This window comes from Myxococcus eversor (assembly GCF_010894455.1).
GTDB classification, from domain to species: Bacteria; Myxococcota; Myxococcia; order Myxococcales; family Myxococcaceae; genus Myxococcus; species Myxococcus eversor.
The window spans coordinates 526,247-552,951 of sequence record NZ_JAAIXY010000002.1; the positions used below are offsets into that span (position 1 = coordinate 526,247).

General features: G+C 70.2%; 20 protein-coding genes and 1 pseudogene. 6 read left to right on the forward strand and 15 right to left on the reverse strand.

The features are described from left to right. Position 1: 1 nt before the first annotated feature. Genes G4D83_RS05630 through G4D83_RS05645 form a run of 4 tightly spaced genes read right to left on the reverse strand, consistent with a single transcriptional unit; the run spans position 2 to position 7,864 of the window. Positions 2 to 4,720 (reverse strand): alpha-2-macroglobulin family protein, encoded by a 4,719-nt coding sequence (locus G4D83_RS05630; protein ID WP_163863533.1) that lies wholly within the window; start codon positions 4,718 to 4,720, stop codon positions 2 to 4. Beyond that, on the reverse strand, positions 4,717 to 6,345 hold the full coding sequence (locus G4D83_RS05635) for a hypothetical protein (protein WP_240356173.1): 1,629 nt from the start codon (positions 6,343 to 6,345) through the stop codon (positions 4,717 to 4,719). The genes G4D83_RS05630 and G4D83_RS05635 overlap by 4 nt, the downstream gene beginning before the upstream one ends. Further along, entirely contained in the window at positions 6,342 to 6,929 is a 588-nt protein-coding gene (locus G4D83_RS05640; RefSeq protein ID WP_163863535.1) for a DUF1175 family protein, read from the reverse strand. Before G4D83_RS05640 ends, G4D83_RS05635 begins: the two co-directional genes overlap by 4 nt. A gap of 35 nt (positions 6,930 to 6,964) precedes the next feature. Next, a complete protein-coding gene (locus G4D83_RS05645) occupies positions 6,965 to 7,864 on the reverse strand; it encodes a DUF2135 domain-containing protein (protein ID WP_163863536.1) in 900 nt (299 codons plus the stop codon). A 238-nt stretch (positions 7,865 to 8,102) separates the two neighbouring features. Between G4D83_RS05645 and G4D83_RS45470 the strand changes: the two genes are divergently transcribed. Beyond that, positions 8,103 to 8,792, forward strand: a complete 690-nt coding sequence (locus G4D83_RS45470) for a DUF7693 family protein (RefSeq protein WP_205522577.1) — start codon at positions 8,103 to 8,105, stop codon at positions 8,790 to 8,792. Between the two features lie 45 nt (positions 8,793 to 8,837). On the opposite strand, the gene G4D83_RS47085 is transcribed toward G4D83_RS45470, so the two are convergent. Together G4D83_RS47085 and G4D83_RS46760 are read right to left on the reverse strand one after the other, a co-directional pair. Further along, the gene (locus tag G4D83_RS47085) at positions 8,838 to 9,608 is read right to left on the reverse strand and encodes an Imm52 family immunity protein (RefSeq protein ID WP_163863537.1); all 771 of its coding nucleotides are present in this window, start codon (positions 9,606 to 9,608) and stop codon (positions 8,838 to 8,840) included. Between the two features lie 12 nt (positions 9,609 to 9,620). Then, entirely contained in the window at positions 9,621 to 10,982 is a 1,362-nt protein-coding gene (locus G4D83_RS46760; protein ID WP_275902354.1) for a Tox-REase-5 domain-containing protein, read from the reverse strand. A 364-nt stretch (positions 10,983 to 11,346) separates the two neighbouring features. Between G4D83_RS46760 and G4D83_RS05665 the strand changes: the two genes are divergently transcribed. After that, entirely contained in the window at positions 11,347 to 11,709 is a 363-nt protein-coding gene (locus tag G4D83_RS05665) for a cupin domain-containing protein (RefSeq protein WP_163863541.1), read from the forward strand. 9 nt (positions 11,710 to 11,718) lie between these two features. Here G4D83_RS05665 and G4D83_RS05670 read toward each other — a convergent pair whose 3' ends face one another. Beyond that, entirely contained in the window at positions 11,719 to 13,329 is a 1,611-nt protein-coding gene (locus G4D83_RS05670; protein WP_163863543.1) for a hypothetical protein, read from the reverse strand. Positions 13,330 to 13,531: 202 nt separating this feature from the next. Further along, entirely contained in the window at positions 13,532 to 14,071 is a 540-nt protein-coding gene (locus G4D83_RS05675; RefSeq protein WP_163863545.1) for a DUF1579 domain-containing protein, read from the reverse strand. A 279-nt stretch (positions 14,072 to 14,350) separates the two neighbouring features. Here G4D83_RS05675 and G4D83_RS05680 point away from each other — a divergent pair, with 279 nt between their 5' ends. The 3 genes from G4D83_RS05680 (at position 14,351) to G4D83_RS45475 (ending at position 16,847) form a co-directional block, all read left to right on the forward strand. Next, the gene (locus G4D83_RS05680; RefSeq protein ID WP_163863547.1) at positions 14,351 to 15,235 is read left to right on the forward strand and encodes an ATPase, T2SS/T4P/T4SS family; all 885 of its coding nucleotides are present in this window, start codon (positions 14,351 to 14,353) and stop codon (positions 15,233 to 15,235) included. Positions 15,236 to 15,418: 183 nt separating this feature from the next. Further along, entirely contained in the window at positions 15,419 to 15,799 is a 381-nt protein-coding gene (locus tag G4D83_RS05685) for a hypothetical protein (RefSeq protein WP_163863549.1), read from the forward strand. A gap of 184 nt (positions 15,800 to 15,983) precedes the next feature. Then, positions 15,984 to 16,847, forward strand: coding sequence for a TonB family protein (locus G4D83_RS45475; RefSeq protein WP_240356175.1), 864 nt, complete (start codon positions 15,984 to 15,986; stop codon positions 16,845 to 16,847). On the opposite strand, the gene G4D83_RS05695 is transcribed toward G4D83_RS45475, so the two are convergent. After that, positions 16,828 to 18,384, reverse strand: coding sequence for a DUF4153 domain-containing protein (locus tag G4D83_RS05695; RefSeq protein ID WP_163863551.1), 1,557 nt, complete (start codon positions 18,382 to 18,384; stop codon positions 16,828 to 16,830). The two genes, G4D83_RS45475 and G4D83_RS05695, sit on opposite strands and share 20 nt — an antisense overlap. A 137-nt stretch (positions 18,385 to 18,521) precedes the next feature. After that, positions 18,522 to 18,929 carry an arsenate reductase/protein-tyrosine-phosphatase family protein gene (locus G4D83_RS05700; protein ID WP_163863553.1) on the reverse strand — a complete coding sequence of 136 codons (408 nt, stop codon included), beginning with the start codon at positions 18,927 to 18,929 and terminating at the stop codon, positions 18,522 to 18,524. 269 nt (positions 18,930 to 19,198) lie between these two features. Here G4D83_RS05700 and G4D83_RS05705 point away from each other — a divergent pair, with 269 nt between their 5' ends. Beyond that, entirely contained in the window at positions 19,199 to 20,179 is a 981-nt protein-coding gene (locus G4D83_RS05705) for a TerC/Alx family metal homeostasis membrane protein (protein WP_163863554.1), read from the forward strand. Here the strand turns inward: G4D83_RS05705 and G4D83_RS05710 are convergent. The 5 genes and pseudogenes from G4D83_RS05710 to G4D83_RS45930 form a co-directional block, all read right to left on the reverse strand. Continuing rightward, positions 20,176 to 21,033 (reverse strand): hypothetical protein, encoded by an 858-nt coding sequence (locus G4D83_RS05710; RefSeq protein WP_163863556.1) that lies wholly within the window; start codon positions 21,031 to 21,033, stop codon positions 20,176 to 20,178. The two genes, G4D83_RS05705 and G4D83_RS05710, sit on opposite strands and share 4 nt — an antisense overlap. A gap of 135 nt (positions 21,034 to 21,168) precedes the next feature. Further along, positions 21,169 to 23,430, reverse strand: coding sequence for a PAS domain S-box protein (locus G4D83_RS05715; RefSeq protein ID WP_240356176.1), 2,262 nt, complete (start codon positions 23,428 to 23,430; stop codon positions 21,169 to 21,171). 272 nt (positions 23,431 to 23,702) lie between these two features. After that, positions 23,703 to 24,188: a thermonuclease family protein gene (locus G4D83_RS05720; RefSeq protein WP_163863560.1), complete on the reverse strand. Its 486-nt coding sequence runs from the start codon at positions 24,186 to 24,188 to the stop codon at positions 23,703 to 23,705. Next, positions 24,176 to 26,050 carry a lamin tail domain-containing protein gene (locus G4D83_RS05725; RefSeq protein ID WP_240356177.1) on the reverse strand — a complete coding sequence of 625 codons (1,875 nt, stop codon included), beginning with the start codon at positions 26,048 to 26,050 and terminating at the stop codon, positions 24,176 to 24,178. Before G4D83_RS05725 ends, G4D83_RS05720 begins: the two co-directional genes overlap by 13 nt. A gap of 90 nt (positions 26,051 to 26,140) precedes the next feature. After that, a pseudogene (locus tag G4D83_RS45930) lies at positions 26,141 to 26,705 on the reverse strand (hypothetical protein); the annotation flags it as partial.

Consider the following 26,705-nt stretch of genomic DNA (forward strand, 5'->3'; position numbering starts at 1 on the left):
ACTACAGGTCTCCCGTGCCCTTCTTCGACGGAACCACCTTCAGCGAGTCCGGGGCCGTGCGGCCGTGGATGCTCGCGGCGTACATGTCCTCGATGCTCGCGGGAGGCGCGGAGAACGTGCCGGGGAACTGCGCGCGCAACACGTAGCCCACCGTGCGCGGGCTGTCGCTCCACCACGCCGGCTCCTCGAAGAAGAACGTCGCGCGCTCCGGGCTCAACACCCGGCGCTTCAGCGCCTCCGGCACCAACGGCAGCGAGTGCGGAGGACCGCGGAACGCCTTGTCCTCCTGGAGCGCCACGAAGCCCGCGGGCACCGCGTCCTCCACCACGTAGTACGCCGAACGCACCTTGTTGCTCCCGCGCGCGTCCATCGTCAGCTCCACGTAGACCTCTTCGCCCTGTGACACCGTGTCCCCCGCGCCGAGCTTCACCTTCCCGCCCTCGCGCAGCGCGTAGTACGCACGCGAGAGCGACATGCCCTCCGCCTGCGCGCGCACCGCGGACAGCGGCGTGAGCGCGGTGGCCTGAAGCGTCGCCACGCCGTCGAAGCCACCCACGTCCACCGTGCGAGTCCCCGGCTCCAGCGTCGCGACGAGGCCCATGCCGCGCGGAGAGAACTTCACCGCGCCCTGGGTGCCCTTCACCTCCGGCGGAGTCATGCCCTTGAACGCCTTCGCGTCGCGCTCCAACAGCCACAGCGAGTGCAACAGCGCGGTGCTCCGGTCGAACGTGGACAGGTCCGGCTCGGACAGCATCTCCAGGATGCGCTTGCGAGCGCGGGTGACATCCAGCGTGCCGAACGACGCCGCGTGCGCGGCAATCGCCGACATGCCCACGCGCCGCAGCGGGAAGCGGAAGAACGCCTCCGACAGCTCCAGCTCCTGGCCCGGCTTGTACGCGGCCAGCGTCGTGAACCCCTCCGAGCTGCGCTTCACCAGCGCGTTGATGCGCGCCTGGAGCTCCGGCTCCTTGATGACGCCCGCCTTCTCCGCCGCGAGCACCGCCAGCGCCAACGAGTACAGCTCACCGGACTCGGAGGCCTCCACCAGCGCACGCACGCGCGCCGCCTGCTTCGGCCCCTCCAGCCGCGCCAGCACATAGGCCCGCGTGGCCTCGTACTCGGGCGGAAGCCCCTCCTGCGCCTCCAACCAGCGCGCGCTCTCGACCAGACGCGGGTCCGCGCGGTCCACCAGGCCCGCCTCGGCCGCGTACGCCAGGCCGTCCAGCGCGATGAGGGTGAGCGGCAGGCTCGGCGTGCTGTAGCCACCGAACCAGGTGAAGCCGCCGCCCTTCACCGACAGGTTGAGGATGCGCGCGGTGCCCTGCACGGAGCGGCTGCGAGCCTCCGCCAGCAGCGCCTGCGTGTCCGTGTCCAGCTTCGCCAGCGCGCCCGCCTTCTGGAGCACCTGGTACACCGCCACGTTGGGCACCGTCGTCGACACGAGCTGCTCCAGGCACCCGTACGGGTACGTGAGCAGTTCGCGCACGTTGGACAGCGCCGCGTCGACGATGGACGGCTGGAGCACCAGCTCCACGCGCGTCAGCGTCGCCTCCTTCGCCGCCGGCACCTCCAGCGCGCCACCACCCCAGGCGCTCACCTTGACGACGTCCTCCACCGCCGCCGACTCCACCTGGAACAGCTTGCGGTCCTTCAGCGGGTCCTTGCCACCCGACACGTCCACCATGAGCTGCGCATCACCCGTCGAGGCGGCGCGCAGCGTCAGCGGCACCACCTGCTCGCCGCCCTTCGCCAGCTCCACCTTGTGCTGCGACTGGTCCGCCTTCAGCGCGCCCAGCGACGCGAGCTTCACCTGGAGCAACTGGCTCCCCGGCGACTTCTCCCCCGCGGACAGCCGGATGGACGCCAGCGCCTCGTCACCCTCGCGCAGGAACTGCGGCAGCGCCGCATACAGGTTGAGGCCGCCGCGCGAGGCGAACTCGGACGTGCTCTCGCCGAAACGGCCGGACGTGTCCGCCGCCACCGCCGTCACCACCCACAGCGTCTGGTTGGACGGCAACGTGAAGCGCACCGTGGCGCGGCCGTCACGGTCCGTCACCACCGTCGGGTCCCAGTGCGCCGTGTCCTTCTCCAAATCCTTCGCCTGACGGCTGGGCGGTTTGATGGACGCGAAGGCGTGGTCCGGCAGCCCCGCCATCTTCCGCGCCAGCGCCTCGCCGTACCCGTACCCCTGGAACTCCGAGGAGTAGAAGTTGGACACGTTGTTGCGCGCCGGCGGGTAGAAGAAGTCGAGCACCTTGGGACGGAACTCGGACTGGATGGCGTAGACGGCCTTGTCCACCACGCCCAGCGACAACTGCGCGACGACGCCCTTGCCCTCGTGGTCCACGACGCGCACGTCGATGGTCTGCTCGGTCAGCGGCGTGGCCTCGGCGCGACGCGGCTGCAACTCCACGGTGAGCGTGCGCTCGCGCGGAATCACGCGGAACGCCACCGTGCGCTCCTCCCAGCGGCCCGTCGACGTGGGGTACGCCACGGACGCATACACCGCGCCGCCGAAGCGCTTCTCCACGCTGAAGCTGTGCACCAGCGTGCGGCCCGTCAGCTCCACCACCTGCGTGTCATAGAGGCTGGCGCCCGCCAGCGTCACCCACACCGGGCCCGCGTCTCGGCCACCCGCGCCCCAACCGTCCGGCAGGAGCGCCACCAGCCGCGCCGAGTCCCCGGGCTCCAGCGTGCCCGACAGCGACGCCAGCGTGAGGTTGGGCACCTGCGCCACGGCCTCGTCCGCCGAGCCGATGACGAGCAGCGACTCCTCGCCCTGCCACGTCTCGCCGCGCTTGTCCTTCACGACGACGCGCGCCAGCACCGCGCCCACGTCCGACGTGGGCACCTTCTCGCGGTGCGTCCCGTCCGCCGCCGTGGTGAACGAGCGCTTGCCCAGGCTCTTCTCCGCGCCGTCCGCCTTGCGCAGCACGAACTCCACCTCGCCCTGCGTGACGCCATACGCCTTGCCCGACAGCGTCGTCGCGCGCACCGACAGCTGCGCTTCGCCACCCTTGGCCACCACCGCGTCCGAGTAGCGCGCCGTGCCCAGCACCTCCACCTTCGACAGGAAGAACGACGTCGTCGAGTTGGCGAACGTCTCCTGGTCATCCCGCGCGCGCACTGTGAGCGAGTAGCGATACGGCAGCCGCTCCTCCCCCGCCTTCAGCTCCGGCACCGCGACTTCAATCGCCGCCTCGCCGCTCGCATCGAAGCCGGTCGCGCTGGCCCACGGGTCCTCGCTCGCGCCGCGCTCCGCCACGGAGGAGTACAGCCGCTCGGGCACGCTCAGCTTGCCCTCGTTGCTGGACTGCGAGCCGTACGTCACGTCGCTGCCCTGGCCGCCCTTGCCGGAGTCATCCACCCACGCGGGCGCGTCCAGCAGGCTGCGGTACAGGAACACCTCGTACTTCGCACCGGCGGGCACGCCACCCGCGTAGCGACGCGCGCGCACCTTCACGCGCAGCGCCTGGCCGGGCACCACCGTCTCCGACTCGGGCTCCGCCTCCAGGTAGAAGGTCGGCTTCACGTAGTCCTGCACGCGCGCCTCGCCCTGGTGCGGCTGGCCGTCCAGCTCCGCCTCCACGCGCAGCACGCCCGTGCCCAAGTCGTCGGGCACCTTGAGCGTGCCGTGGAAGGCGCCGAACTCGTCCACGGACACGCGCGTGGTGAGCGCACGGCCCTCCTGCGAGACGAGCTTCACATTCACGTCCTTCTTCGTCGGCGTGAACAGCCGCGCGAGGAAGGTGTCCGGCTGGCGCAGCACGCCGCGGAACTTCACCTCGTGGCCCGGCTTGTAGATGGGCCGGTCGCTGTAGATGAACACGTCCGGCGCCACCGCCAGCGTGGAGTAGAAGTCCGTGTCGACAATCGCCGTGTCGCCGCCCACCGACGCGGTGGCGATGATGCGCGGCTCCGTCACGTCCAGCCGCACCTCGCCCTTGGCGTCCGTCTTCCCCGTCGGGCCCTTGCCCTTGGGCAGGTACACCTGCACCTGCGCGCCCACGGCCGGCTTCTGGTCCTTGCCGGCCACGCGCACCAACACCTCGCCATCCGTCTGCTTGAGCTGCACCGTCAAATCACTGACGACGAGCACCACCTGGCCCTCGACGAGCCCCTGCACGAGCTGGAGGACGTAGGTGCCGGCCGGCAGCGGCGCCAACAGCACTCGACGCTCCTGGAAACCGTAGCCACCGCTCGCGTTGAAGCCGGGCACGTTGAAGTCACGCTCCGCGCCGCCCAGGTCCAGGTTGAGCCACTGGCTGCGCGCCACGGTGAAGCCCGGGGGCACGCCGACGAGCTTCTTGGGCCCCTCCGCCACCTTGGCCAACGGCTCGTAGGTGAAAGGCACGTCCGGCGCGGGCGGCAGGACGCTCAGCGCGTCCTGGCGGAAGTTCTGGTCGAGCGCGTCGAGCAGCCACCGGCCCGGCAGGGCCATCGCGTTGACACCGCGGCTGAGCGCGCGGCCCGGGTTGTTCATCGTCGGAGGCGTCTGGTACGCGCGCCGCAAGTCGCCCTGTGCGCGGATGAACGCATCCACGTTGTCGGGCTTGAGGACGCGAAGCTCCACCGGCCCCTTGTCCTCGAAGGCCACGTCCACCGCCACCGGCTCGCCGCTGCCATAGGAGCGCGGCACGGTGATGTAGAGCGGCTTGGCCATCGCCACGCCGGACAGCGCCACCGCCGTCAGTACCGCGAGTCGAGCAATCATCCTCATGACCCGAAACCTCCAGGAACCAGCGAATCGCCTTGCACGGTGCCGCGCAGGCCCAGGTACGGCAGCGACTCCAGGTCGCGCCGCGCCGCTTCGATTTCAGGGGGCGCCGACTTCGGAATCGGCGCGTTGCGCCCCACTCGGGACTCGGACAGGAAGCCGTCCATGGTGAGGCCGCTGAGCAGCCGTCCCAGATTCACCCCGAAGGCCACCGAGCTCGGCTCGCGCAGCCCCGTCACCACCGGCCCCGGCGCGGCGAGCATGTTCGGCTTGCCGCCCGAGCACGACATGCGCAGCGCCTGCAGCTCCGCGTCGCTCGACGCCAGCACCACGTGGTTGCACATCGTGGCCTGGGTCAACGCGCTGCTGCCTCCCGTGAAGAAGCCCTCCAGCGCGGGCCCGTCCTCGGGCCGGCCCCACAGCAACGCCACCTCTTGAGGCAGCCCCGAGTCCCCGCGCGGCGTCCACACCACCGCCACCTGCCGCGTGCGCGTCGCGCCCACGCCGCCTGACTTCCAGAAGGCCTTGAGCGACTCGGCCGTCAGCGTCTCCGGCAGCTTGAGCTGCATGGCCAGCAGCACCGGCGTCTCCTCCGGCACCAGCTTCAGCAAGTCGTCGGACAGCGGCGCCTTGTCCAGGCGCGCGGTGCCCTCCATCAGCTCGCCAGCGATGCCCCGCCCCACCAGACGGTCCCCCTCCACGCCGAACTGGAGGCGCGTGTCCGGCGACAGTCCCAGCACGTGCGTGAACAACTGCGCGTCGCGGCCGAACGCCTCGGGCTGGAAACCCAGCTCCACGTCCACGTTGTCCTCGCCGCGCAGCTCCGGCACCTCCGCGCACAGGCCCTGGAGCACCGCGATGGGGTGCCGCGCCACGACGAGCCGGTCCGGCGTCCTGCCCGCCCACAGCGTCTGCTCCGCCACCAGCCAGCGCTTCAACTCCAGCCCCTCGGCGACGGCGGTGGGCGTGCCACCCGGGCACGTCTTCGCCGTGAGCGTGCCTCGGCTCGCCACCGCATCCAACGCGTTGTAGGCCGCCGTCGCGGACGCCGTCGCCTTGGGCAGGATGAACGCGGGCGTGCTCGCGCGCGCGACACCGGCGAACCACGCCACGCGGAACGGCGTGTTGGCCGCGCGGCCCACCAGCAGGTCCAGCACCGCGCCCTTGAAGTCGGCCTTCAGGTCCTCTCCGGTGGAGCCGAAGAATCCGGCCCAGCCTCCGACGAAGCCCTGCCCCAGCGGCTGCGAAAGCTGCGCGCGAAGCCAGGCATTGCGCGACAGCGCCTCACGCACCTTGGGCGGATGGAGCACGTCCAGCCACACCGCCATGGGCGCGCTCGCACCGGGCACCTCCAGCTCCGTGCTGGTGGGCTCGGGCAGCCCTTCCACCTGCGCGGGGGGAGCGGAGGTGCCGCTCGCCTCACTGATGAGCGAGGGCGAACTGCTGCCGTCGTCACCCCCCAACGAGGGGCCGCCGGTGCGACGGCCAATGACGAAGGCCCCCGCCACCGCCGCGCCGACAAAGACAGTGCCCAGTCCAATCAACAGGCCCTTGGGAGGACCGCCCCGCTTGGGCGGTGGGCTCACCGGTGACGGCGTGCCCGGAGGAGGGCTCGACGGAGATGTCATGGCATCCACTCCTTGAAACGGAAGAAGCCGAGGAAGGCGCCGTTGCCAGGCACCGGACGCCACTCACGTGGCGCCTCGTCGGCGAGGTTGTGGAGGAGCCCGGTGCGCACCGCGGCGCCCTTCTCCCCCGGGTGGTAGACGACGCGCGCCGGTGCATGGGCCCGGTCCTCCGGGCGCACCACCAGCATGAGATGGAAGTTGGGACCCGAGTCCTGGTCCTGGCGGAACGCGAGCACGTCGCCGGTGCGCACCGCGTCGCGCGTGGCCTCGTCACGGCCCAGGAACACCAGGCTGTGGTGCAGCAACGTCTCCGCGTCCGCGAAGTCCGACGGCTTGCCGCGCGCGTCCTGCCACAGCGGCGTGGCGAGGCGCTCGGGAGCGACGTGCTTGTAGGCCGTGCGGAAGGCGAAGCGGATGAGGCCCGCGCAGTCGCGCTGGTCCGGATGCCAGGCGGCGTCCTGCTGCTTCAACTGCGCGAGCGCGACCTGCGCCACCTGCCGACGCAGCAGCACCTCGCGCGACTCGGGCGCTGGCGCGGCGGGCGCGGTGGCCTCCAGCAACAGCAGCAGGGACAGGGCGAGCATGGCGTGGTGGACCGGAGCGCGTCAGACGGCGCGGGTCAGTAGTCGCCCTCGCCGCCGCCGTCGCCGTTCGTCTGGAGCTCCTTGAGGGCGGCGTCCAGGTTGGTGGGCCAGCCCTTGCGCGTGGGCTTCGGGTCCTGCGAGGGGACGTAGACCTCCGCCTGTCCGTCGCCGAGGATGTTCACCCACGCGAGCACGCGCGTGGTGCCGGGCGTGGCCAGGGGGATGCGCACCATGCGGCGGACCTCGTTGGGCGTACCCTCGAAGAGCGCGAGGTTGAGCGTGGCCAGGGTGTGGGCCTTGTCGCCGCTGGGCCAGTAGTTGGTCGCCACCAGGTACACGCCCTTGGGCGGCGCGCGGTGGATGTAGAGGTACGGGCCGTACGCGGGCTGGTCGAAGTCACCGCCCTGCGAGTTGAGGAAGAAGGTGCCGCCGGACGGGCTGGAGGTGTCCGCCCAGTACACGTGGGCCATGGAGCCGATGACGAGCTGGCCGGCCTTCTCGCTGGTGTCGGTGGGCTCGTAGACGTGCAGGTCGGTGTACACGCCGTCGGTGTCGCTGGTGAGGATGACCTTGAACGGGACGGGCGGCACCTGCGCGTAGCTGGTGGCCTGGGTGCGCGCGGTGCCGGCCTGGTTGGTGGCCATCACCGTGACGACATTCTTCCCGCTGGCCGCGGGGAACTTGCGGCTGAAGCGCCCGTTGAAGGTGCGCATCAGGTAGCGATCGCCGTTGAGGGACACGACGATGGGGTCGATGGTGGTGTCGCTGACGGTGCCCTCGATGAGCAGCATCCGGTCCACCGTCCAACCGCCGGAAGGCGCACTGAGGCGCACGGTGGGCAGCGTCTTGCCCTTGCCGATGGGCACGCCCTGCTGGCGCGGGTTGGCTGCGGGCGGCGTCTGCGACAGGAGCAGGGCGAGGATGACGGGAAGCATCGCGCGTCCTTAAGGGAAAGGGGTCCGACGGAGGCGTCGGTGATGGGCACACTGCGCCCGCTCGACCTTCCATTTCAAGTCGCCTGCCAATCGTCAATAGGGCGGAACCTCGCGGAATCACGGCCATGCGCGTTTCGCGGCGCGGGCGCCCGGACACGTTGGTGGGCAAGCACGAGGCCCTTCTGCCGCACCAGGAGTCCCGGCAGACTCACGCGCCACGACAGGGGGAGCGGCGAACATGATTCAAGGGATTGATCACATCCAGCTCGCGATGCCCCGAGGCGAGGAGGCCCGGGGCCGTGCTTTCTATGGCGAGCTGCTCGGGCTGCGAGAGATTCCCAAACCCCCAGAACTCGCGAAGCGAGGCGGGCTCTGGTTCGAGCTGCCGGACGGGCGAGGGCTGCACCTTGGCGTGGAGGAGCCGTTCCTGCCGGCGAAGAAGGCGCACCCGGCCTTCCGGGTGACGACGTTGGATGCGCTGGTCTCACTGTTTCTCGAAGCGAAGCATCCGGTGAGGTGGAGCTTCGAGGTTCCGGAGGTGCGGCGGTTCCACGGTGAGGACCCGTTCGGGAACCGGCTGGAGTTCCAGGAGCAGCCGAGCGAGCACAAGCTGACGGAGGACGAGGTGCTCGAAGTGCTGTACGCGCTGGAGCGGGGCGAGGTGACGATTTCGACGCGGCAGCTCCAGCTCGTGGAGGACTCTGGCGGTGGCGACACGCCGATTCTCTGCTCCAACGGGTGGTGCTTCGTCATCTTCAACGACTCTTGCGAGTGGGACTACATCTCGCGCGTCACCGCGCCGGATGGACGCTGGCTGACGTACGCGGATATCGCCGGTGGACCGGGCGAGCCCGTGCCCATGCCTCGGCTCGAGGACTACCGGCCTCCGCCGGATATCTCGCTCGATGTGTGGGGATTGCCGTCGTGAGGGCGTGCGTGAGCCACGCTTACGCCCAGGCCCAGGCCCAGAGAGTCAGGCGGGCCCGTCCGTCACGGGCCGCATGAGACCTGCCTTCGACAGCAACTCGCGCACGCGCTTCGCCAGCGCCACATGCTCTGGGTTGGTCGCGGTGAAGCGCTCGGGGGTGAGAATCACCAGCGTGCCCATGCCTTCGACCTTCTCGATGCGCACCGGCGCGGGCAGCGGAGGCACCGTCCCGCGTCGCAGGGACACGTACGTGACCCAGCCGACGAACGTCCCGGTCCTGAGTTCTTCTTCGAGCATCTCGCGATGCTCCCACGACGTCGCGAGCGCCCAGTCCGCATCCCAAGCCGATGCCATGCTTCGCACCACTTGAGTCAGAACAGGTGCCGTGAGGACTCGCTCCGCGTTCGCTCCCTTGGAGGGGATGGACAGGACGCAAGCATTCGACATGCCCTTGGCATGGCTCCCGCAGTGCATTCTCGCAGTGACGAAGTCGGGGCCAGTGCCATCGTTGTATGCAGAGACAGTCAAGCCCAGGTGCTCGATGGGAGGCCCACCAGGCTCCCGATTGACGCCGCGCCGAAACGCTTCTGTCAGGGTGCTGAGGTCAGGGGGCATGAGGGGGAACTTGAGGCCCTTGCCTCGCGGCTTCGGAGTCTTGTTCCAGTGAGCCAGCAGAGGGTCACAAGCAGCCAACAGGTCGAGGAAACCCACCGCTCGACGGGCGCACTCTTCAGCGGACTCCTGTCGCGGGCCCCAGTAGGCACCGGCGTAGTAGGTCTCAGGGTCGGCCATTGGCGTCGTGGATTGGGTCGTCATGAAGCGTGTGTCTCAGGGTACCAGGGAGCGTGCCGGGGTGTGGATGACGACAATCCCGGTGACATCGTTGCCCTTCAGCAGCCTCCGGATGGCATCTGCCGCGTGTTTCTCAGCGACATGCCACTCGATGCGAATGCCCTTGCCTTCAGCCCGCCTGCTCTGTCGCCGAGCCTGGTCAATAAGGTCCTCGGCCTTGCCCGATGCTTCGAACCAGGCCTTGGGGGCAAAATCGCTCTCGAAGAACTCGGCGTAGCCGGGGCCTTTGGCCTCCAGCAGGATGCCATCCGTGAAACCATCAAACTTCGTCCCGCCACTCTTTCTGCCAACGCCTCCAACCCAATAGGCATCATCGTAGGAGCGTCCTGAGATTTGTTCCTGGTACGCCCGAGCACGCGCGGAGGCTCCTTTTTCATCTGAGGGTCCCCACTGACCAGGACCCTTTCCTCCGGAGGGAGCCGGCTGTCCCGCTGCCGAATTGGCGCGATGAAGGATGATGGCGGCACCAGGACCGCCACCCAGCACCGCCGCCGCTCGTCCCACTGGCACCGCTACCCGCTCGAGGGTCAGCGCGCCCTGCGCGGACAGGGTCAACACCGGAACCGTGGCCTCGGCCCCCGCCAGCGCCCCTGTCACCGTGCGCGTCGTGGCCGCGGCGGTGCCCGTCGTGAGCAGGAGGTTCGTGGCCAGTTCGGCCACCGCCTGAACCTGCTCCCCTCGCGTCATGTACCGGAAGCGCTCGAAGTACTCTGGTGATGCCTGGATGAGCGCGGCCACGCCAGCGGGCAGGTTCTTGAGTGAGGCGATGCTGTCCAACGGGTAGGTGAAGAAATGGCCCAGGGAGAGCGCCAGCTTCACGAACGCCATCTCGGCCCCATCCAGCGTGCGGCCCACGTAGTCCGCGTCGTCATGGACCTCCGCCAGGTGACGCCCATCCACCTCCTGGAGCGCGTCATCCAGCAACCTGAAGACGCCTGAGCGTCCATCGTAGAAACGGCCCAACTCGAAGCCGTGCGCGCGAAAGGCGCCGTCCCTCCATTGCACAGCCGCGATTCGCTGTTGCGTCATCCCACTGCGCACCCACGCAAGGCAGCCATCAGGACGCAATACCGCCAGAGACGTGAAGCGCTCCACCCGACGCACCAGCTCGGCGCGCGACACCTCGCCCTCCTTCAGCACCTCGCGCAGCAGGTGCCCCACCGCGAGACGCGAGGGAAACTGACCCAGCGTAACGGGCTTTCCCAACAGCCCTCTCAGCAGTCGCGCCGCCAGTGCTGGGGTGAGCGGGCCGCCTGGCACCGGACGCTCGTCCCGTGCCTCCAATCCCGCATTCGTGAGCAGCGACTCCCACGCATCCACCTGAGGAGCCACGCTCACCGAGGCACGCGGGGAACCACCGCGCGTGAGCTCTCCATCCCCACGGTGGGTGGCCACTCGCTGCGAGTGGTTCAGATTCCTCCCCCTACTCGACACGGAAGTGCCCGCCGCACATCCCGTGGTGATGGCCAGCAGAACGATTCCCAACACCCGCACGTCAGCGCGCATGGTCAGCAGGGTTGCACGACCCACCCACACCAACCGCGAGCACATGAACCGCGCTGCTCTCGCTGCACGGATGCGCCGGGACTGGATTCCCTCGCGGAGTCGAGTCGCCATTCACCGGGAGGGGTGGGTGTCAGGGGCCGCGTGCTGTAACCTGCCCGACCCAGACACACCACCCCGCGGTCTCACCGAGCCCTCGATGCCAACCCTGATTCCCGCTCCCATGCGCGTGACAGCCGTGGGCAACAAACCGAAGCTCATCCATGAGTTCGTCGGCCGGGCCACCTCCAAGACCTCCGACGTCAGCGTCGCCCACATGAACAGCCCGGGCGGCTGGGAGGAGCCGGGCCAGAAGCCCGAGTTCAAGGAGATCACCCTCGTCCTCGCCGGCGTCCTGCGCGTCGAGCACAAGGGCGGGTTTCTCGACGTGCGCGGCGGACAGGCCGTCATCTGCGAGCCGGGCGAGTGGGTCCGCTACAGCACCCCCGAGCCCGAGGGCGCCGAGTACGTCGCCATCTGCCTCCCCGCCTTCTCCCCCGGCACCGTCCACCGCGACGCCTGACGCACCCCTTCAGCGCGCGTTCACCATCGTCACGAAGAACTCGCGCAGCGCGCGGAACAGCCGCTGCGTCACCCGCTCGTACCAGGCCTGGTCCTCGTCGGACTCGAAGAACTCGTCATTCCACGAGCCCATGCCTCCAAAGACGTCCGCCACCGAGCAGGCCAACAGGCCCCGCAACCGCTCCTCCGACGAGGGGAACACCTGGAACAGCGTCACGAGCGAGAAGCGACGCTCGAACGCATCCCACGCCCGCTCGCTCAACCCCGCGCCCTTCAGCGCCTCGCGCACGGCCGCCAGTCGCGCCGGCGAGGCGTCGCGGAGCTGGAAGCCGGTGTTCTCCAGGACAAGGCGCGCCAGCCCGAAGGCCTCCGCGAAGGGAGAGCCCTTGCGATTGGCGAACTCCTCCGCGTCCTTCAGGCTCGACAGCAGCTCCGCCCGCGTGTCCGTCGTCGCGCGCGGCGACAGGAGCGGCGAGCGCGCCACCTTCAACGCGTTGAACAGATACATCTGGTAGCGCGAGTCATTGGGCACCAGCCGCAGCCGCTCGCGCTCCGGAATCAGTCCCGGGTCCTTCGCGCGCTCCTCCTTCGTGTGGCCCTGCGCCCGCACGCGCTCGCGCAGCGGCTCCGGGACGAGGAGCTCCGCGCCGTGCGCCTTGCAGCACATCTGCAGCTCCTCCATGAGGTTGCCGGCGGGAACCCCTTGCACCGCCGCGGGCTCCCCCGTCGCGAGCAGCTCCCGCAGCGATGGGGCCGTGTACGGCGTCGCGTCCGGCGCGATGAACCGGTTGAGGTTCTCCGCCGAGCGCGCCCAGACCTCCTCCGCGAAGGGCTGCGCCTCCACCAGCGCCACGAAGTCCCGCCCGAAGTCGTCGCCCGACAGGTACACCCGCTCGTCCGACGGCACGAACTCCGCCAGTCGCTCCGGCGGCAACAGGCCGCGCTCGAAGTCGTCCGGGTCCAGCGTCTGGAAGAAGGGGCGGAAGTCCTCGGACAGCACCATGGCGCCGCCCATGCGCAGCACGGTGGACTGGAGCGCCTTGAGCAGGTCTCCACCGAGCAGGTCGAACAGCGAGGCCCCCTCGCGCGAGCACAGGTAGTCCGCCACCTGTGACGGCGACACGGCGGGACGCTGGTTCAACGTATTGGAGTCCGTGATGACACGTGAGAGTGCCTCCAGCACGCGCTCCGCGTTCGGCTGCGCCCTGGCGAAGCCCACGAACTGCCGGGGGGCGATGAGCGAGGAGCTGCTGAAGACGACCTCCAGCCGGTACAGGTTGTTGCCCTGCTTCGTGCGCACGTCCAACACCAGGGCCTCCGAGTTGACGAAGGCCGCGGCCACATGGTCCGGCAGCTCGCCGGGCCCCAGGCCGCCCAGGTCCATGGCGCGGACGCTCACCAGCTCCTCTTCGTCCAGCACCTCGCGCCAGGCCTCCAGCGGCAGCTCGCGCCCTTCCCGTGTGCGCGCGCCCACCGAGTACGTCCCTGGCACCTCCAGGAGTCGCAGCGTCCACCCCGACCCCAGCTCCGTCTCCAGCCGCGTCAGGACGTCCAGCCACCGCTCGCGCTCCACGCGCAGCAACGAGACGGTCAACGCCAGCACCAGGTCATCCAGCTTCATGCACGTCCTCTCACCGGGCCCTGGGCCCCCCGCGCGCGTGTCCCTCCGGTCGCGCGCGCCGTCCGCCCGACAGGGTTATCCCATGCGCAACGCCCGATGGGCGCGCCTCTTCCTGCAATTGTCCATCGCCCTCACCTCCGCCCACGCCCTGCGGGCTGACGCGCTCGTCCAACGCGGGGTGGCAATGGACTGGCGACCAACCCTAACGACGCCGCGTCAGCCGCGTCTCCACCGCGCGGTCCTCCTGTCCCTCGGGGGAGATGTTGAAGGACTCGAGCACCACGGTGTCCGCATCCGGCTGGTGAATCACCGTGCGCCAGCCCCACTTCTGCTTCTGCGTGACACCCTGCTCGTCGCACATGCTGGCCGTGTAGCTCCCGAGCATGGACACGCGTCCGTCGTCCCGCGGCGCGCCGGTGGAGATCAACATGCTCGCGCTCATGTGGAAGCTGTCCACCCAGGCCACGGTGTAGAGCCCCTCCGTGCGGTCGAAGCCGACGATGAGCTGGCCCGCGTGCGGCTTGCCCATCGCGGTGGAGTGGTAGTCGATGCGCACGAAGCGCCCGCCAAGCAGCGACTCGATGTTCGCATGGGTGCGCGACTCCTCGGGCGCCCCAGACGGGTCGAACCACGTGCGCGTCGGCCCCTCCCAGGCTCCCACCCACCGGGTCAACACCGCATGCTCCGCGCCCGGGTCGAAGTCCGCCGTGGGCGCGTTCGTCGCATTCCAGTCCTGGCTCATGCCCACTTCGTAGCTCCGAGCCTCATTGTCGTCACCACAAAGCCTCGTGACGCATGCCATCATCCGCGCCCCACGGGAGACCACCACCTGAGCACACTCGCCACGACCCCCTCCGAGCTGATTGCCGGGCTGCTTGAACAGTTCGCCGCCGAAGGCATCTCCGTTCCCAGGCCACCGCCCCTCCCCACCTCGGCCGAGGACGCCGCGGCGGCCCTGTTCTCCATCGCCGCGCAGACGCGCACCCTCGTCTTCTCCGTGTGGGCCGACGAGGACGGAGACGTGCTCACGGCCGGAGCCTCGTTCTTCATCGTCCGCGCCGATGGGCCCGAGCACCCGGGCATGCTCGGACAGGACAGGCTGCCGGTACGTCAGCCCTTCGCGCCCGCGCTGCATGCGTCACTGAGTCAGGCCATCCACGCCCTGTCCCGACGAGGCCACGACGCCGAGCGTCCCGCGCGTGGCACCGTCGCGCATCCGCCCGACGCCAGCGACCCGGACGTCCTCTTCTGGGTGACGTTCCAGGACGGGCCCCTGGCCCCCAGCGTCACCGCATACGCGAGAGACCGTCAGCTCCGCGCCGCGCAGCCGGACTTCGCGTCGCTGAACCTGGGCGCGAGCGAGGCCGCGTTCCTCACCGAGCGCTTCCTGCGGCTCGACACGCTGTTCCAGGGACGGCCGGTGGTGTTCTCGGGCGCGCGCGGCACCGGGCGCACCACGTCGCTCCACGCGGCGATGGCGGCGCTCCCGGACTTCACCAACGTCCTCGCCGCGCTGGAGCACCCGCGCGCCGTGGATGCGCGGCTCGGCGTGGTGCGGGTGAATGACACCACGCCGCTCGCGCAGGTGGTCCGCTCGTTCCTGCGCCAGGACCCGGATGTGATTCTGGCGGACGAGCCTCGCGGCGCGCAGGACCTCCAGTTGCTCATCAACTCCGCGCTCACCGGCCACGGCACCGTCTTCGTCCTCGAGGCGCAGAGCCCCGAGGCCGTCCTCGCGAAGCTCCACGAAGCCCTGCCCGAGGTCCCCATCACTCCGCTCATCGTCCACCATGCGCTCGACGCGGCCACCGGCAAGCAGGCTCGCACCCTGTACACCGTCACCCGGGATGACTCGGGACAGAGCCACGTCAGTGCGTGGGCACCACACTCCGCGGCGGAGGGCTGAAGCCCCACGCGTCTCGGCGTGACGCGGGCGCGTCTCGCGCGAACGCGGGCCCTTCCTCCTGGCGTCGAGACCCGTCCGCCTCGGGTCCCTGGTACATGCCTTGCTTCGCGGGGTGAGACACCGGGAGTCACACCTCGCGCGCTCATCACCGAGGTGTGCCTGCCCCTCCGAGGCTGCCGCGGCATGCCCAACGAGCTGTTCTGGGACTTCCAGAGCCAGGAGGACTGGACGAAGCGGGCGCTGTACTTCCAGCCCGACGCGGGGACGACGGACGCGGTGCAGGTGAAGCTCCTGTTCTGGCAGGGTCCTCGCAGCCAGGGCACCAAACCCCTGAAGAAAGACCCCATCCCCACCCCGCTCTTCGTGGGCTACTCGAACACCTCCGGGTCGACGACCTTCAGCATCCCCAAGGTCTCCGTGCAGACGCTCGCCCCGCACCCCTTTGGCGGGCGCTATGACAACCAGCACAGTTGCTTCGTCATGAACTGTGACTGCCGCCAGTTCGCCCCCACTTCCGGCAATGCGATGCAATGCCAGGGCTGCGGCCACCCCCACGGGTCCTGAAGTGGGGTCCGGTGGACACGTTCCTCATGGAACGCTCATGAATCCGGCAGGAAACCAGCACCGTCACCCGGCGCTCCGGGGCAGGTCCCCTTCACCGCGACGAAGACAGGCATTACCCCCGTGTCAGGTGGATGGGGCCTCTCGCTAGACTGCGGTTCCAAGCGAGAGGGAAGGGGGTCTGGACATGCCGGACGAAAGTCCGAAGGACGGCCACGCCGAGGCAACGCTTTTCGCCTCCGTCGCCCACGCGCGCTCACGCGGGGCCGCGCACACGACACGCGTCTTCTGGGTGGCCCCCCTCGCGGTGGCCTTCCACATGCTCGCCCTCGTGGGCCTGGACGCCGTCTGGCACGGCTCCACCCACGCTCCCCGGCTCGCCACGCAGGACGACGACGCGCTCGTCCTGCGCCTGCTCGCCGCGCCTCCGCCGCCAACTCCCGCCCCCGCGGCCAGCGCGCCGTCCGTGCCGCATCGGGCCTCCGCGCGACGCGCCCGCCCCTTCCCGAAGCCTGGCCCGTCCAGGGCCTTCAGCCGGCTCTCGGAGGAGCCTCGTCCGCTCCCGACGCCCGAGGCTCCACCTTCGACGGAGACAGCCGCTCCGGACTCCACCGTCGAAGCCCGCGCTTCGGCCTCTTCAGGCGGTGTCTCCGGGGGCGTGGCCGGAGGAGTCATCGGCGGCGTGGTGAACAGCGTCCTCGCCGCGAGCAGCGCGGGGCTGCTCCCCGTCACGCAGACGCCACCCTCCCGCGAGGAGCGCACCGCCTGGGAAGAGGAGTACTTCGAGGTGATGTTCAGGGACCGCTTCGAGAACGTGCGCTACCCGCACCAGGCCGCCATGGCTGGAATCGAAGGGCGCTTCTCGCTGCGCATCACCGTCGGAGCCCGGGGCCAGTTGCTGGAGCTGTCCGTCGTGGGCTCCTGCCCCCACTACGTCCTGTGCGACGCGGCCCAGGCGGCGGTGCGCGCGGCGGCCCCCTTCCCTCCTCCCCCCGCCGCGCTCGGCCCGCGTGTCACGGTGGAGCTGCCCTTCAACTACCACCTGCGCTGACGCGGAACCTGTCCGCCTCCAGCACCTGACACGCCCGCCAGCGCGACAGGTTCCACTCGGGCCAGGGCATGGCTTCACACGCATCCCCCATTTCGATGTGCGCCAGCCCCATCGAGTCCGTGAGCTGCCCCGAGGCGAACCCCCGCGCCAGCTCCGGCATGGCATCCGCGGAGAGCGTGTACAGGTAGTCATCATCCACGTGCGGCACCGCCGCCACCCGCGCGATGTTGAGCCGGACGATGAGCGCGTCGGGGTTGATGACATTCACCGCCAGCACCGCGCCCAGCGCCGCGACGAAGGCTCCCACGGTGAAGCGCTCCGGCCGCCACCACAGCGTCACCGCACGCCACGCGAGCACCCCACCCAGCGCGACCATGAAGACATGCGTGAAGACGCGCAGCCGCGTGTAGCCGTATGCCTCCTCGAGGAGCGTCATGCGCTTCACCGCCGAGGCGACGATGACCAGCGTCAGCGCCACCATGACCGTGGCCCCCGCCTGGAAGACAGCCCTGGCCAGCGGTGACTCGCGACGGGTCCACCGCGCCAGCGCCATGACCAGCCCCAGCGTCAGCATGGACACGACCAACAGCTCGAAGAAGCCCTCGCGCGCATACGCCGCATACGAGGAGTACCCGGGCGCCGGCGACGACGCGTCACCGATGAAGAGGTACGCCACCTGGAAGCCCGCGAAGGCGAGGAACAGCGCGTCCACCGCGAGGATGAGCGTCAGCGCCTCGATGAGCCCCAGCCTCGGCGTCGCGGGCGGCACCTCCTCCTCTCCCTCCTCGCGCCCCCTGCGCCGGCGCAGGGCGTGGCCCAGCACGCTCGCGGCCACGGCCGCCGAGAAGCCGACGCCCACCGCCCGGGCCACCGACACGCCCAGCAGCGCGCCCAGGTCCACGTCCCACACCCGCCGCACGGCCGACGCGAACGCCACGTCCGCGGACGACAGCAACAAGGCGAACACCGCCAGCACCGGCAGCGCGAGGAGCACCCCCCGCGCGAAGGGGATGATGCTGGGCGCGTGCCGCTTCGCCGCGCTCAGGTCCACCGAGTCACGCACCAGCGCGGGCGGATGGAGCATGCCGCGAAAGGCACTGCCCAGCACCACCCGGGGATAGCCCCACAACCCCAGCCGCTGCACGCGGCCCGCGCCCCAGAAGTGCGCCAGCAGGAGCAGCAGCGTCCCCGCCGTCAGCACGTTCAGCGCCGTGAGCCACGGGCTGTCGCGCACCGCCACGAAGCCCGACACCGCCAATAGCGGCGCCAGCAGCCACGCATTGGGCCGCGCGCGCTGCCAGCCCTCGCGTCCGCCCAGGCCCACGAGCATCGCCACCAGCGCCAGCACCATCAACGGAAAGGACACGCCCCACAGGGCCCTGTCCAACAGCACCTCCGCCAGCACCCCCAGCGCCAGGGCGGCCCCCAGCGTGAGGCGCGGCGCGCGCGACTGGGGCAGCCATGGCGTGGCCAGCGGCAGGGACGGCGGCGCGGTCGGCGCGGCCATGACGGGCGTGGACGGAAAAGTCGAAGACATGACGGCGCACCTCGGACGGACGTCGGCTCGAAACGTCCGCAGGATGCGCCGGGGGCCGGGGGCCGTACGGCCGGAGCGGGCGAGCGGTCGGCTCTCCACCCCAGCCGGCTCCCCTGCCCGGCTGACCGGCCGGTGCTTCAGCCGGCGCGCATCCAGCCCTCGCGCTCCAGCAGGCCCGCCACTCGCGCGGCCACCTCGTCGCGGATGCGGTGCACCAGCACCTCCGACTTGCCCTTCGGGTCGTCCAGCGGCCAGTCCTCACGCTGGAGCCCCGTGACGTGAGGACACGCCTCGCCACAGCCCAGGGTGATGAGCCAGTGGGCGTCCCGCGCCAGCTCCTCCGTGAGCTGCTGGGGCCGGGCGTCCTTCAAATCCAGGCCCGCGTCACGCATCGCCTCGAGGACCTCCGGATGCACGCTCTCGCCGGGCTGCGTCCCCGCGGAGATGGCGCGCGCCTTCTCCGGGTCCGCCAGCACGTTGAAGAACGCCGCCGCCATTTGCGAGCGGCCAGCGTTGCGCACGCAGGCGAAGATGACCTTGTTCATCGGTACCACTCCTCCAGTTCCTTCGGCTCGTCGCGCCCCTCCCCACGCGACAGTCACGGGCTTCCCCTCACGGGCCGCCCCGCGCGGACGCTGACACATCCCGTGAAGGGAAGCTCGCAAAGAGAGCGAAAAGCCCCCTGCCTGCCCGTATGGGTTGGTCAACCCACATCCCCCTGCCCGGGGGTGTCTGGCCCACCCCATTCCTGACGCGACGCGTGCGGGAAACTCCCCCCGTCCGCGAGGAGGATGCCTAAGTTCAGCCGACGAACATGCATGCGATTCCCACATGGCTCTGGGGGGTCTTCTGGGCGGCGGTGCTGACGCTGCTCGTGGTGGACCTGCTGTCGCACCGGGGGCACCACGGCGAGTCCCGCCGGGCCGCCTGGATTTGGAGCGGTGTGTGGGTTGCCGCGGGCCTGAGCTTCGGCGGGCTGGTGTGGGCGGTGCTCGGGGGGCACGCGGCCCAGGAGTACGTGGCGGCGTGGCTGATTGAGAAGAGCCTCAGCCTGGACAACGCCTTCGTCTTCCTCGTCATCTTCCAGAGCCTGTCGGTGCCCCTGCGAGCGCAGCACCAGGTGCTCTTCTTCGGCATCTTCGGGGCGCTCGTCTTCCGCGCGCTCTTCATCTTCGTGGGGGCCGCCGCGCTGGAGCGCTGGGGCTGGGTGTCCTACGTCTTCGGCGCCATCCTGCTCGTCACCGCGCTGCGCGTGGCGCGCGAGGACCCGGCGAAGCAGAAGGACAACGGGGCGGTGCGCTGGCTGTCCAAGCACCTGCCGGTGACGCAGGAAGTGCATGAGAAGAAGTTCATCGTCCGGCGCGCGGACGGCCACCGCGTGGCCACGCCGCTCCTCCTGGCGCTCATGGGCCTGGAGCTGACGGACATCCTCTTCGCGGTGGACTCGGTGCCGGCCGCCTTCTCCGTGACGAAGGACACCTTCATCCTCTACAGCTCCAACGCCTTCGCGATTCTGGGGCTGCGGGCGCTGTACCTGGTGCTGGCCGGCACGCTGGGCCAGCTGCGCTACCTGCACTACGGCCTGGCGGGGGTGCTCGGCTTCGCGGGCCTGAAGATGGTGGTGGAGCCCTGGCTCCACGTCCCGCCCCTGCCGTCGGTGGCCATCATCGCCACGCTGGTGGGCGTCTCCGTCGTCGCGAGCATCAAGGCCCGGCGTCGGGACGCCCGGGAACACCCCGGTCCGACCGCTTCCGACGGGAAGGGGCCGGAGCCGGAAGTCCCCACGCGACGCTAGTCCGCGAGCTCTCCGTCCGCGCCGGCGCCCGCGCCGCTCAGCTCGTCGGTGGCGCCGCCGAGCACGAAGCCGTCGAAGGCCGGGTTGGCCATGACCTTGACGCGCTCCTCGTGCTTCTTGAGCAGCACCATGTTGGCGGCGGTGGCCTGCTTCGACGCCTCGGACGCGGGCGGGTCACCCGCGCCGTCCTCGATTTCGGACATGGCGCCAATCTGCTCCTGGAGCTCGGCCTGGGACGCCTCGAGGTCCGCGCGCTCCTCGGCGGACAGCTTGTCGTTCCCCAGCTTTGCTTCCACCACCTTGAGCTGCTTCTCCATGGCCTCCAGGGCCTTGGCGCTCATGCCCTTCATCGCCTCCGTGCCCTGCGCCACCATCGACGCGTAGACGGTGCCGGTGATGGTCTGGAACTCGTTGGGCGACATGCCGTGCTCCTTCAGGCTGGCGATGTACGCGGTGCGCACGTCCGCCATCATCGACATCATGAGGTTGGCGGCCTCCATCGCGGAGTCGAAGGACGGGTTCGCGTTCTCGTTCTTCGTGTCGTGCTTCTCCTGGAACGCCGTCGACTTCTCCTCGTAGGTCTTGAAGACGGGCAGCGCGGACTCGCGCACGGAGAGATAGGTCAGCAGGCGCTCTTCCTTCAGGGGCAGCACTTCACCGTCGGCCGGAGCCGTGAAGGGGTGGCTCTTGTTCAGCTTCGCCAGCTCCTCCTGCTGCACCTGCATCTGCTTGACGGCCTCGAGGCTGCCGCCCGCCTTCTTCGCGAACCACATGCCGCCGACGACCACCGTGGCGATGACGCCGAGGATGATGACGCCACAACCGATACCGAGCCCGATGAGGACCTTCTTCATGCACCCCTCCGAGGGATTTGAGCCTGAACCCCCCGTGCTAGCCGGGTGCGCCCCCGGGAGCAAGTGGCCGATGCCTGCCAGGTCGCTCCTGGACATCTTCTTCACGAGCGGCTCGCGGGGGGCGGGCCCTCGAGGTCACGAATTCATGGGCGGTGGGGAAGAGAGCACGCGGGGCAGCCGCACCATGAAGAGGGTGCCTCCCTCCTCCGACGAGCGCACGCGCAGTCGGCCGCCGTGGGCGTCCACGATGTGTTTGACGATGAAGAGGCCCAGGCCCAGGCCGCCCCGTCCGTCCTTCGCCTCCGGGCGCTCGGCGCGCTTCATGGGCTCGAACAGGCGCGGGAGCAGCTCTGGGGGAATCGGCATCCCCATGTTGTGGACACAGAGCATCACCGCGCCGCGCGCGCCATGCGTGCGCACCAGCACCGGGCAGTGGATGGGGCTGTAGCTGAGGGCGTTGTTCACCAGGTTGGTGATGACCTGGGCCAGCCGGTCCGGGTCCCACAGGCCCGCGCCGTCCCCGCCGGACTCCAGCTCCAGGATGCGCTCGGGGTGGGCCAGCCGCACCTCGTCCAACACCTGCCGCGTCAGCTCGTGCAAATCCAACGGCCGGGGCTGCATGGGGATGCCACCGCCCAGTCGAGCCTGGGTGAAGTCCAGCACGTCGCGCAGCATGCGCGTGGCGCGCTCGGCGCTGGAGAGGATGCGGTCGATGACCTTGCGCTGCCGCTCATCCAGGGTGTCCCGCCGCAGCAGGGTGGTGGACGCCATGGTGATGGCGGAGAGGGGGTTGCGCAAATCATGTCCGACGATGCCGATGAGCAACTGCTCGAACTCCGCGCGACGCCGGGCCTCCTCCTCGGCGACCCTCCGCTCGGTGACGTCATGCATGGCGCCCACCATTCGCAGGGCCCGGCCCTCGGCGTCCCGGACCACCTGTCCCCGGTCCTCGACGATGGCCCACGAGCCGTCCCCCCGTTGGAAGCGGTACTCGTCACGCCAGTGGTCCACGCCCTCCTCGATGACCTGCTGCATCTTCCCGGCGACGCGCCCCCGGTCCTCTGGATGGATGGACCGGGTCCACCAGTCGATGCCCATCTCCAGCCCCTCCGTGCTCAGGAGGAACTGCCGCGCGGCCAGCTCGCTCCACTGGATGTCGCCGGTGGCCAGGTCCCAGTCGTAGATGACGTCGCGCGTGGCCAGCGTGGCCAGCCGGTAGCGCGTCTCCGACTGGCGCAGCACCTCCTCGGCGCGGCGGCGCTCGGTGATGTCCAGGGACACGCCCGACACGCCCACCACGCGCCCGTCCGGGCCCAGCTCCGGGGAGACGTAGGCCATGAACCAGGAGCCCCCCATCTCCAGCTCCAGGGAGAAGGTCTCTCCCTCCTGCGCGCGGCGCGCGGCGTCCAGCAGCTCCGGCCGGCCCGCGTACACGTCGGAGGTGTTCCGGCCCACCACCTCGCTCGTGCTCACGCCCATGGCGGGCAGGCCCTTGCCCTCGAAGAGGGTGATGTTGCCCTCCGGGTCCGTGGCCCACAGCACCACGGGCAGCTCGGTGAGGACGCGGCGCAGGCGCTCACGGGCCTGGTCCCGCTCGCGTTGGGCGCGCCGCGTCTCCGTCACATCCGTGGAGAAGCCGCACACGGCATCCACGCTCCCTCCGGGGCCGGGCAGCGGAAACTTGAGCGACTGATAGATGTGCATGCCGTCCGCCCACTGGACGTGCTCGTCGGACTCCAGGGGCTGTCCCGTCTCGAGGACCCAGCGGTCAGCGGCTTCGAACTCGTCCGCCACCACCGCTGGGAACAGCTCGCGGTCCGTGTGGCCCACCACGTCGGCGCGACTCACGTCCGCGGTGCGCTCGAAGGCGCGGTTGATGAAGAGATACCGGCCCGCTTTGTCCTTCGCGAAGATGACGGCCGGCGCGTGCTCCAGGATGTCGTGGAGCTTCGCCTCCGTGGCGCGCAGGGTCCGCTCATGCCCCTCCGCGTGCCGGGCCACCGCGTCCGCGATGCTCGCGTCGATGGCGCGGTTGAGCGCGCGCAGCCCCTCGAAGTCCGGTGCCCACCCCGACTCCTCCAACACCTCGACGAGCACATCCCGGAGCAGGCCGTACTCACGGACCACCGCGGCGATGTCCGCGCCAGCCCGGTTGCGCTCGGCACCAGGCCCCCGTGGAGGGAGCTGGACCTCCTCCTCGGCCGAGACACCGAACAGCCGCAGCAGGTCCATCACGGAGTCCACCCACTCCAGCGAGCCCGTCGCCTGCGTGGGGAGCCGCAGCAGCCCCTCTCCGCGCCGCGTCCCCGCCCGCTCCTCCCAGCGCCGGGCGATCTCCTCGCGGCGGGAGGTCAGCAGGTCCGCCAGGGGACCGATGGGCTCGGGACAAGGGTTCACGCGAGCGCCCTCCCCACCCGGGAAAGGTGAACGTCCTCGGAAGCGCGCGACCATGGCACGCACGTCCCAGTCGGACAGCGCACGCCCACTCGGGTGCGCGCTTCCGCTGGCCCGCCCTTCGCCGGCCGCTGCTGAAAGCGGACCGGTCTGGATGATTGGCGCGTAGGCATGGCCGTCAGGAATGGAATAGGGCGCCCGGGTCGTCCAGGCTCCCCGCCCTCTCGGGCCGCCTGGGCGGCGCCTCGCCCGGGAAGCGTGCTCGAAGTGCCTCATCACGAACAGGGCACCGGCGAGCAGGCGCCCCACAGGCCCCGCCGCGCCCGTCGAGCCTGGAGCTCCAGCGCCTCCAGCTCCGCGCGCCGTGAGTCGCCGGCGGGTGGAACATGGAGCACGCAGGCAAAGCCTCGCTCCACCAGCAGCGCGCTCACGTCATGGCCATCGACGGCGACGTAGGCGAGCCGCCGACCGAAGCGGTCCTCGCACGCCTCCGCGTCCACGAGCGTCACCTGCCTGCCCTCCACGAGACTCCGGTTGAAGGCCAGGGCCTCCCGCCCGAAGCAGTCGTGACGTCCCGCCGTGCTCTCCGGAGTGTCCGCGAGCACGTAGCGGATGCGCTCCCCGCCCTCGAGAACCAACGTGTCGCCATCGATGACCTCCGCCACGCGGCCCGTGTGCGGTCCACACCCGGGCCCCGCCTCATGGCCACAGGAGGCCCCGAGCAGCCCCACCAGGACGAACGCGAGACTCAGGGCGCGCATGCGCGGTTCTCCAGTCCCGGCGTTCCCCTGTCTCCCAGCCCATAACGCGCCGACGCGGGCGCGAGGCAGAAGCTCCCTGGCGCGTCATTGCGCTGAGGGTCGCTGCTCATGGGGCTCACCTGCCAGGACACGCCGGACGTCGCGGCGCTCGTCCAAGTGATGACATCCAGCATCCGGCTGCCCAATGCGAGGCGGAGCGAGTGATTGCCCGTGGCGTTGGACAGGTTGAAGGAGAACGTGGCGAGCACCGAGGGAAGCCCGCCGTTGAGCGCCGTCTCCGCGCTGCGCGCGAGCACCCCTCGGGCCCCGGCCTTCAAGGACAGACACAGCGTCGCGTCGAGCAGCGTGTTCGCTCCGCCCTCGTTCATCAGCGTGACGCCATTGAGGTCCACTTCGCGCGTCGCGAGGACCTCCACCCATTCGCCCACGCTGTCCGCCACGGCGCTCGGGTCCGCCATGAACTCGGTGAGCACGAGCGAGCCCACCTCCGGTAACCGGACTGGACGCGGGATGCCCGTCACCCGGTCGATGCACGTGGGCACCGGGCTCCCCGCGTCTCGGGCTCCGCCGTCCGTAGCACCCGCGTCTCGAATTCCACCGTCCAGACCTCCAGCGTCACGGGTTCCTCCATCCGGGGAGCCCGCGTCGGTGCCACCACCACGCCCGGCATCCGGAGTGACTCCACCCGCGTCGCGTCCTCCTTCGGAAGCGCCACCCTCCGGCCCTCCACCCTCGCCAGACGCGCAGTCCCGGTTCGCACGCCCCGGCGTCCCCAGGTTGCCGCGCGAGCCATACGTCTCCGAGGCCCGGCACCACGCCTCCGCCGAGTCATTGCCGGACGCGTTCGCCTTCCCCACGGACACCTGGGTCGCCACGCCTTCCTCCGCGGCTCCGTGAGCAACGGCATCCACGAGCAGGTCACCGGACCGCACCTGCACGACGCCGCCCGTGTTGCGCAGGTCCACGTTGAACGTGGCCACGGGCATGGGCAGCCCACCGTTGAGCACGGCCTCCATGCGTCGGGCGAGCACCGCGTACCCTCCCGCCGGCAGCGACAGACAGTTCGGCCCCTGCACCTTCGTGCCCGTGGTGTCGGTGCCCAGCGTCAGCCCATTGAGGTCCACGGGCACGGTGGCCAGGACCTCCACCCACTCGCCCACCGTGTCGTCCCCGAGCGGATTCGCCATCAACTCCGTGATGACCAGCTCACCGGCGCGGGGCCGCTTCACGTCCCGAGGAACCTGGGAGCCCACGGGGACACAGGTCTCTTTGCTCCCATTCGGTTCGGACGCGCCTTCCGTCGGCGCACAGGGCGCATTCGCCGCGCCAGGGCTTCCCCGCGACGCCCCCGCATCCACGGAGGCCGCGCCGTCACACCACCGCGCCGGGTCATCGTTGCCAGCGGAGTCCGGGACGAGCCGCCCGTCATACCCACGGGCGGCTCCGCTCTTCGCGGGCGCGGTGAGGGGCACTTCGTCAATCACCCGCTCGCCACAACGCACGCCCAGCCGTCCCGACGTGTTGCCCAGCGCTCCCAGCGCCTCGCCATAGGACAGGTCCACATGCGCGGGCACGGGCCCTTCACGAACATCCCCCAGCACCAGGTAGTCCCCGGGTGACACCGACAGCGGCTCCGCGAAGAAGAACCCCTTCTCCTGCGAGCCATCCGAGCGCGCCGCATAGAGCGTCATCGACTCCAGGCTCACCGGCACCTGGAGGGGATTGTGAAGCTCCACGTACTCCCGCCCCGTGTCGGTGCCCTCGGGGTCATTCAGGTACTCGGTGATGACCAGGTCCCCCGGCAATACCTCCGCGCACGCGTCCTCCGCCCCTTCCTCCAACGGCACTCCACACGCGACCATCCCCAACCAACACATCCACCCCAGCCTCCATCCCCAACCCCTCACGTCGATGTCCTCCCCTCTCGATTCACTTCATTCCACGGACACACGTCAGAAGCGCGTCTCCACTTCCAGGTGGAACAGGTGTCGCGGCGCGTCCGGCGGAGTCTTCGCCGCTCGCGCGTCCTTCAGGTCCACCACCCAGGCATACCGGCCCCGCGCCGTCGTCGAGGACAGGAGCGTCCAGCCCAGGTCCACCGTGGTGCGGACCTCCTGTCGAAGCCGGGTGCGCTCGGCGAGGTCCTCGTCCTTCCACTGCAAGCGGGCTCCCAGTCGCAACGACTCCACGGGGCGCAGCTTCAGCTCCACGAGTGCCCGTCCGTCATCGCGGGCCCTCGGGCTCCCAGGCTCGACCACCCGCGCGTAACCGGACTGCGCCGCCACGGAGACAAACTCCGAGAGCTCCGAGCGGACCCGCGCGGTGACGCCCCAACGGCTTCCTCGGGAACAGGCGGGCACCTCCTCCAGCTCCGCGCTGTCTTCCGTGTCGGAGCAGGCGAGGGCCTGCCCCAGCCCCGCCTCACGCGCCTCCAGTTGCAGCGCGGGGCGCAGCCATGGCCAGGCCAGCCAGTCCACTCGCGCGGAGGCACGGAGCTGCGTCAGCCCCGCCGTGCCC

Bases quoted from the DNA above. Each gene is read 5' to 3' on its own strand.
- G4D83_RS05630 (WP_163863533.1), bottom strand. From the start codon at position 4,720: ATGAGGATGATTGCTCGACTCGCGGTACTGACGGCGGTGGCGCTGTCC.
- G4D83_RS05635 (WP_240356173.1), bottom strand. From the start codon at position 6,345: ATGACATCTCCGTCGAGCCCTCCTCCGGGCACGCCGTCACCGGTGAGC.
- G4D83_RS05640 (WP_163863535.1), bottom strand. From the start codon at position 6,929: ATGCTCGCCCTGTCCCTGCTGCTGTTGCTGGAGGCCACCGCGCCCGCC.
- G4D83_RS05645 (WP_163863536.1), bottom strand. From the start codon at position 7,864: ATGCTTCCCGTCATCCTCGCCCTGCTCCTGTCGCAGACGCCGCCCGCA.
- G4D83_RS45470 (WP_205522577.1), top strand. From the start codon at position 8,103: ATGATTCAAGGGATTGATCACATCCAGCTCGCGATGCCCCGAGGCGAG.
- G4D83_RS47085 (WP_163863537.1), bottom strand. From the start codon at position 9,608: ATGACGACCCAATCCACGACGCCAATGGCCGACCCTGAGACCTACTAC.
- G4D83_RS05665 (WP_163863541.1), top strand. From the start codon at position 11,347: ATGCCAACCCTGATTCCCGCTCCCATGCGCGTGACAGCCGTGGGCAAC.
- G4D83_RS05670 (WP_163863543.1), bottom strand. From the start codon at position 13,329: ATGAAGCTGGATGACCTGGTGCTGGCGTTGACCGTCTCGTTGCTGCGC.
- G4D83_RS05675 (WP_163863545.1), bottom strand. From the start codon at position 14,071: ATGAGCCAGGACTGGAATGCGACGAACGCGCCCACGGCGGACTTCGAC.
- G4D83_RS05685 (WP_163863549.1), top strand. From the start codon at position 15,419: ATGCCCAACGAGCTGTTCTGGGACTTCCAGAGCCAGGAGGACTGGACG.
- G4D83_RS45475 (WP_240356175.1), top strand. From the start codon at position 15,984: ATGCCGGACGAAAGTCCGAAGGACGGCCACGCCGAGGCAACGCTTTTC.
- G4D83_RS05695 (WP_163863551.1), bottom strand. From the start codon at position 18,384: ATGTCTTCGACTTTTCCGTCCACGCCCGTCATGGCCGCGCCGACCGCG.
- G4D83_RS05700 (WP_163863553.1), bottom strand. From the start codon at position 18,929: ATGAACAAGGTCATCTTCGCCTGCGTGCGCAACGCTGGCCGCTCGCAA.
- G4D83_RS05705 (WP_163863554.1), top strand. From the start codon at position 19,199: ATGCATGCGATTCCCACATGGCTCTGGGGGGTCTTCTGGGCGGCGGTG.
- G4D83_RS05710 (WP_163863556.1), bottom strand. From the start codon at position 21,033: ATGAAGAAGGTCCTCATCGGGCTCGGTATCGGTTGTGGCGTCATCATC.
- G4D83_RS05720 (WP_163863560.1), bottom strand. From the start codon at position 24,188: ATGCGCGCCCTGAGTCTCGCGTTCGTCCTGGTGGGGCTGCTCGGGGCC.
- G4D83_RS05725 (WP_240356177.1), bottom strand. From the start codon at position 26,050: ATGGTCGCGTGTGGAGTGCCGTTGGAGGAAGGGGCGGAGGACGCGTGC.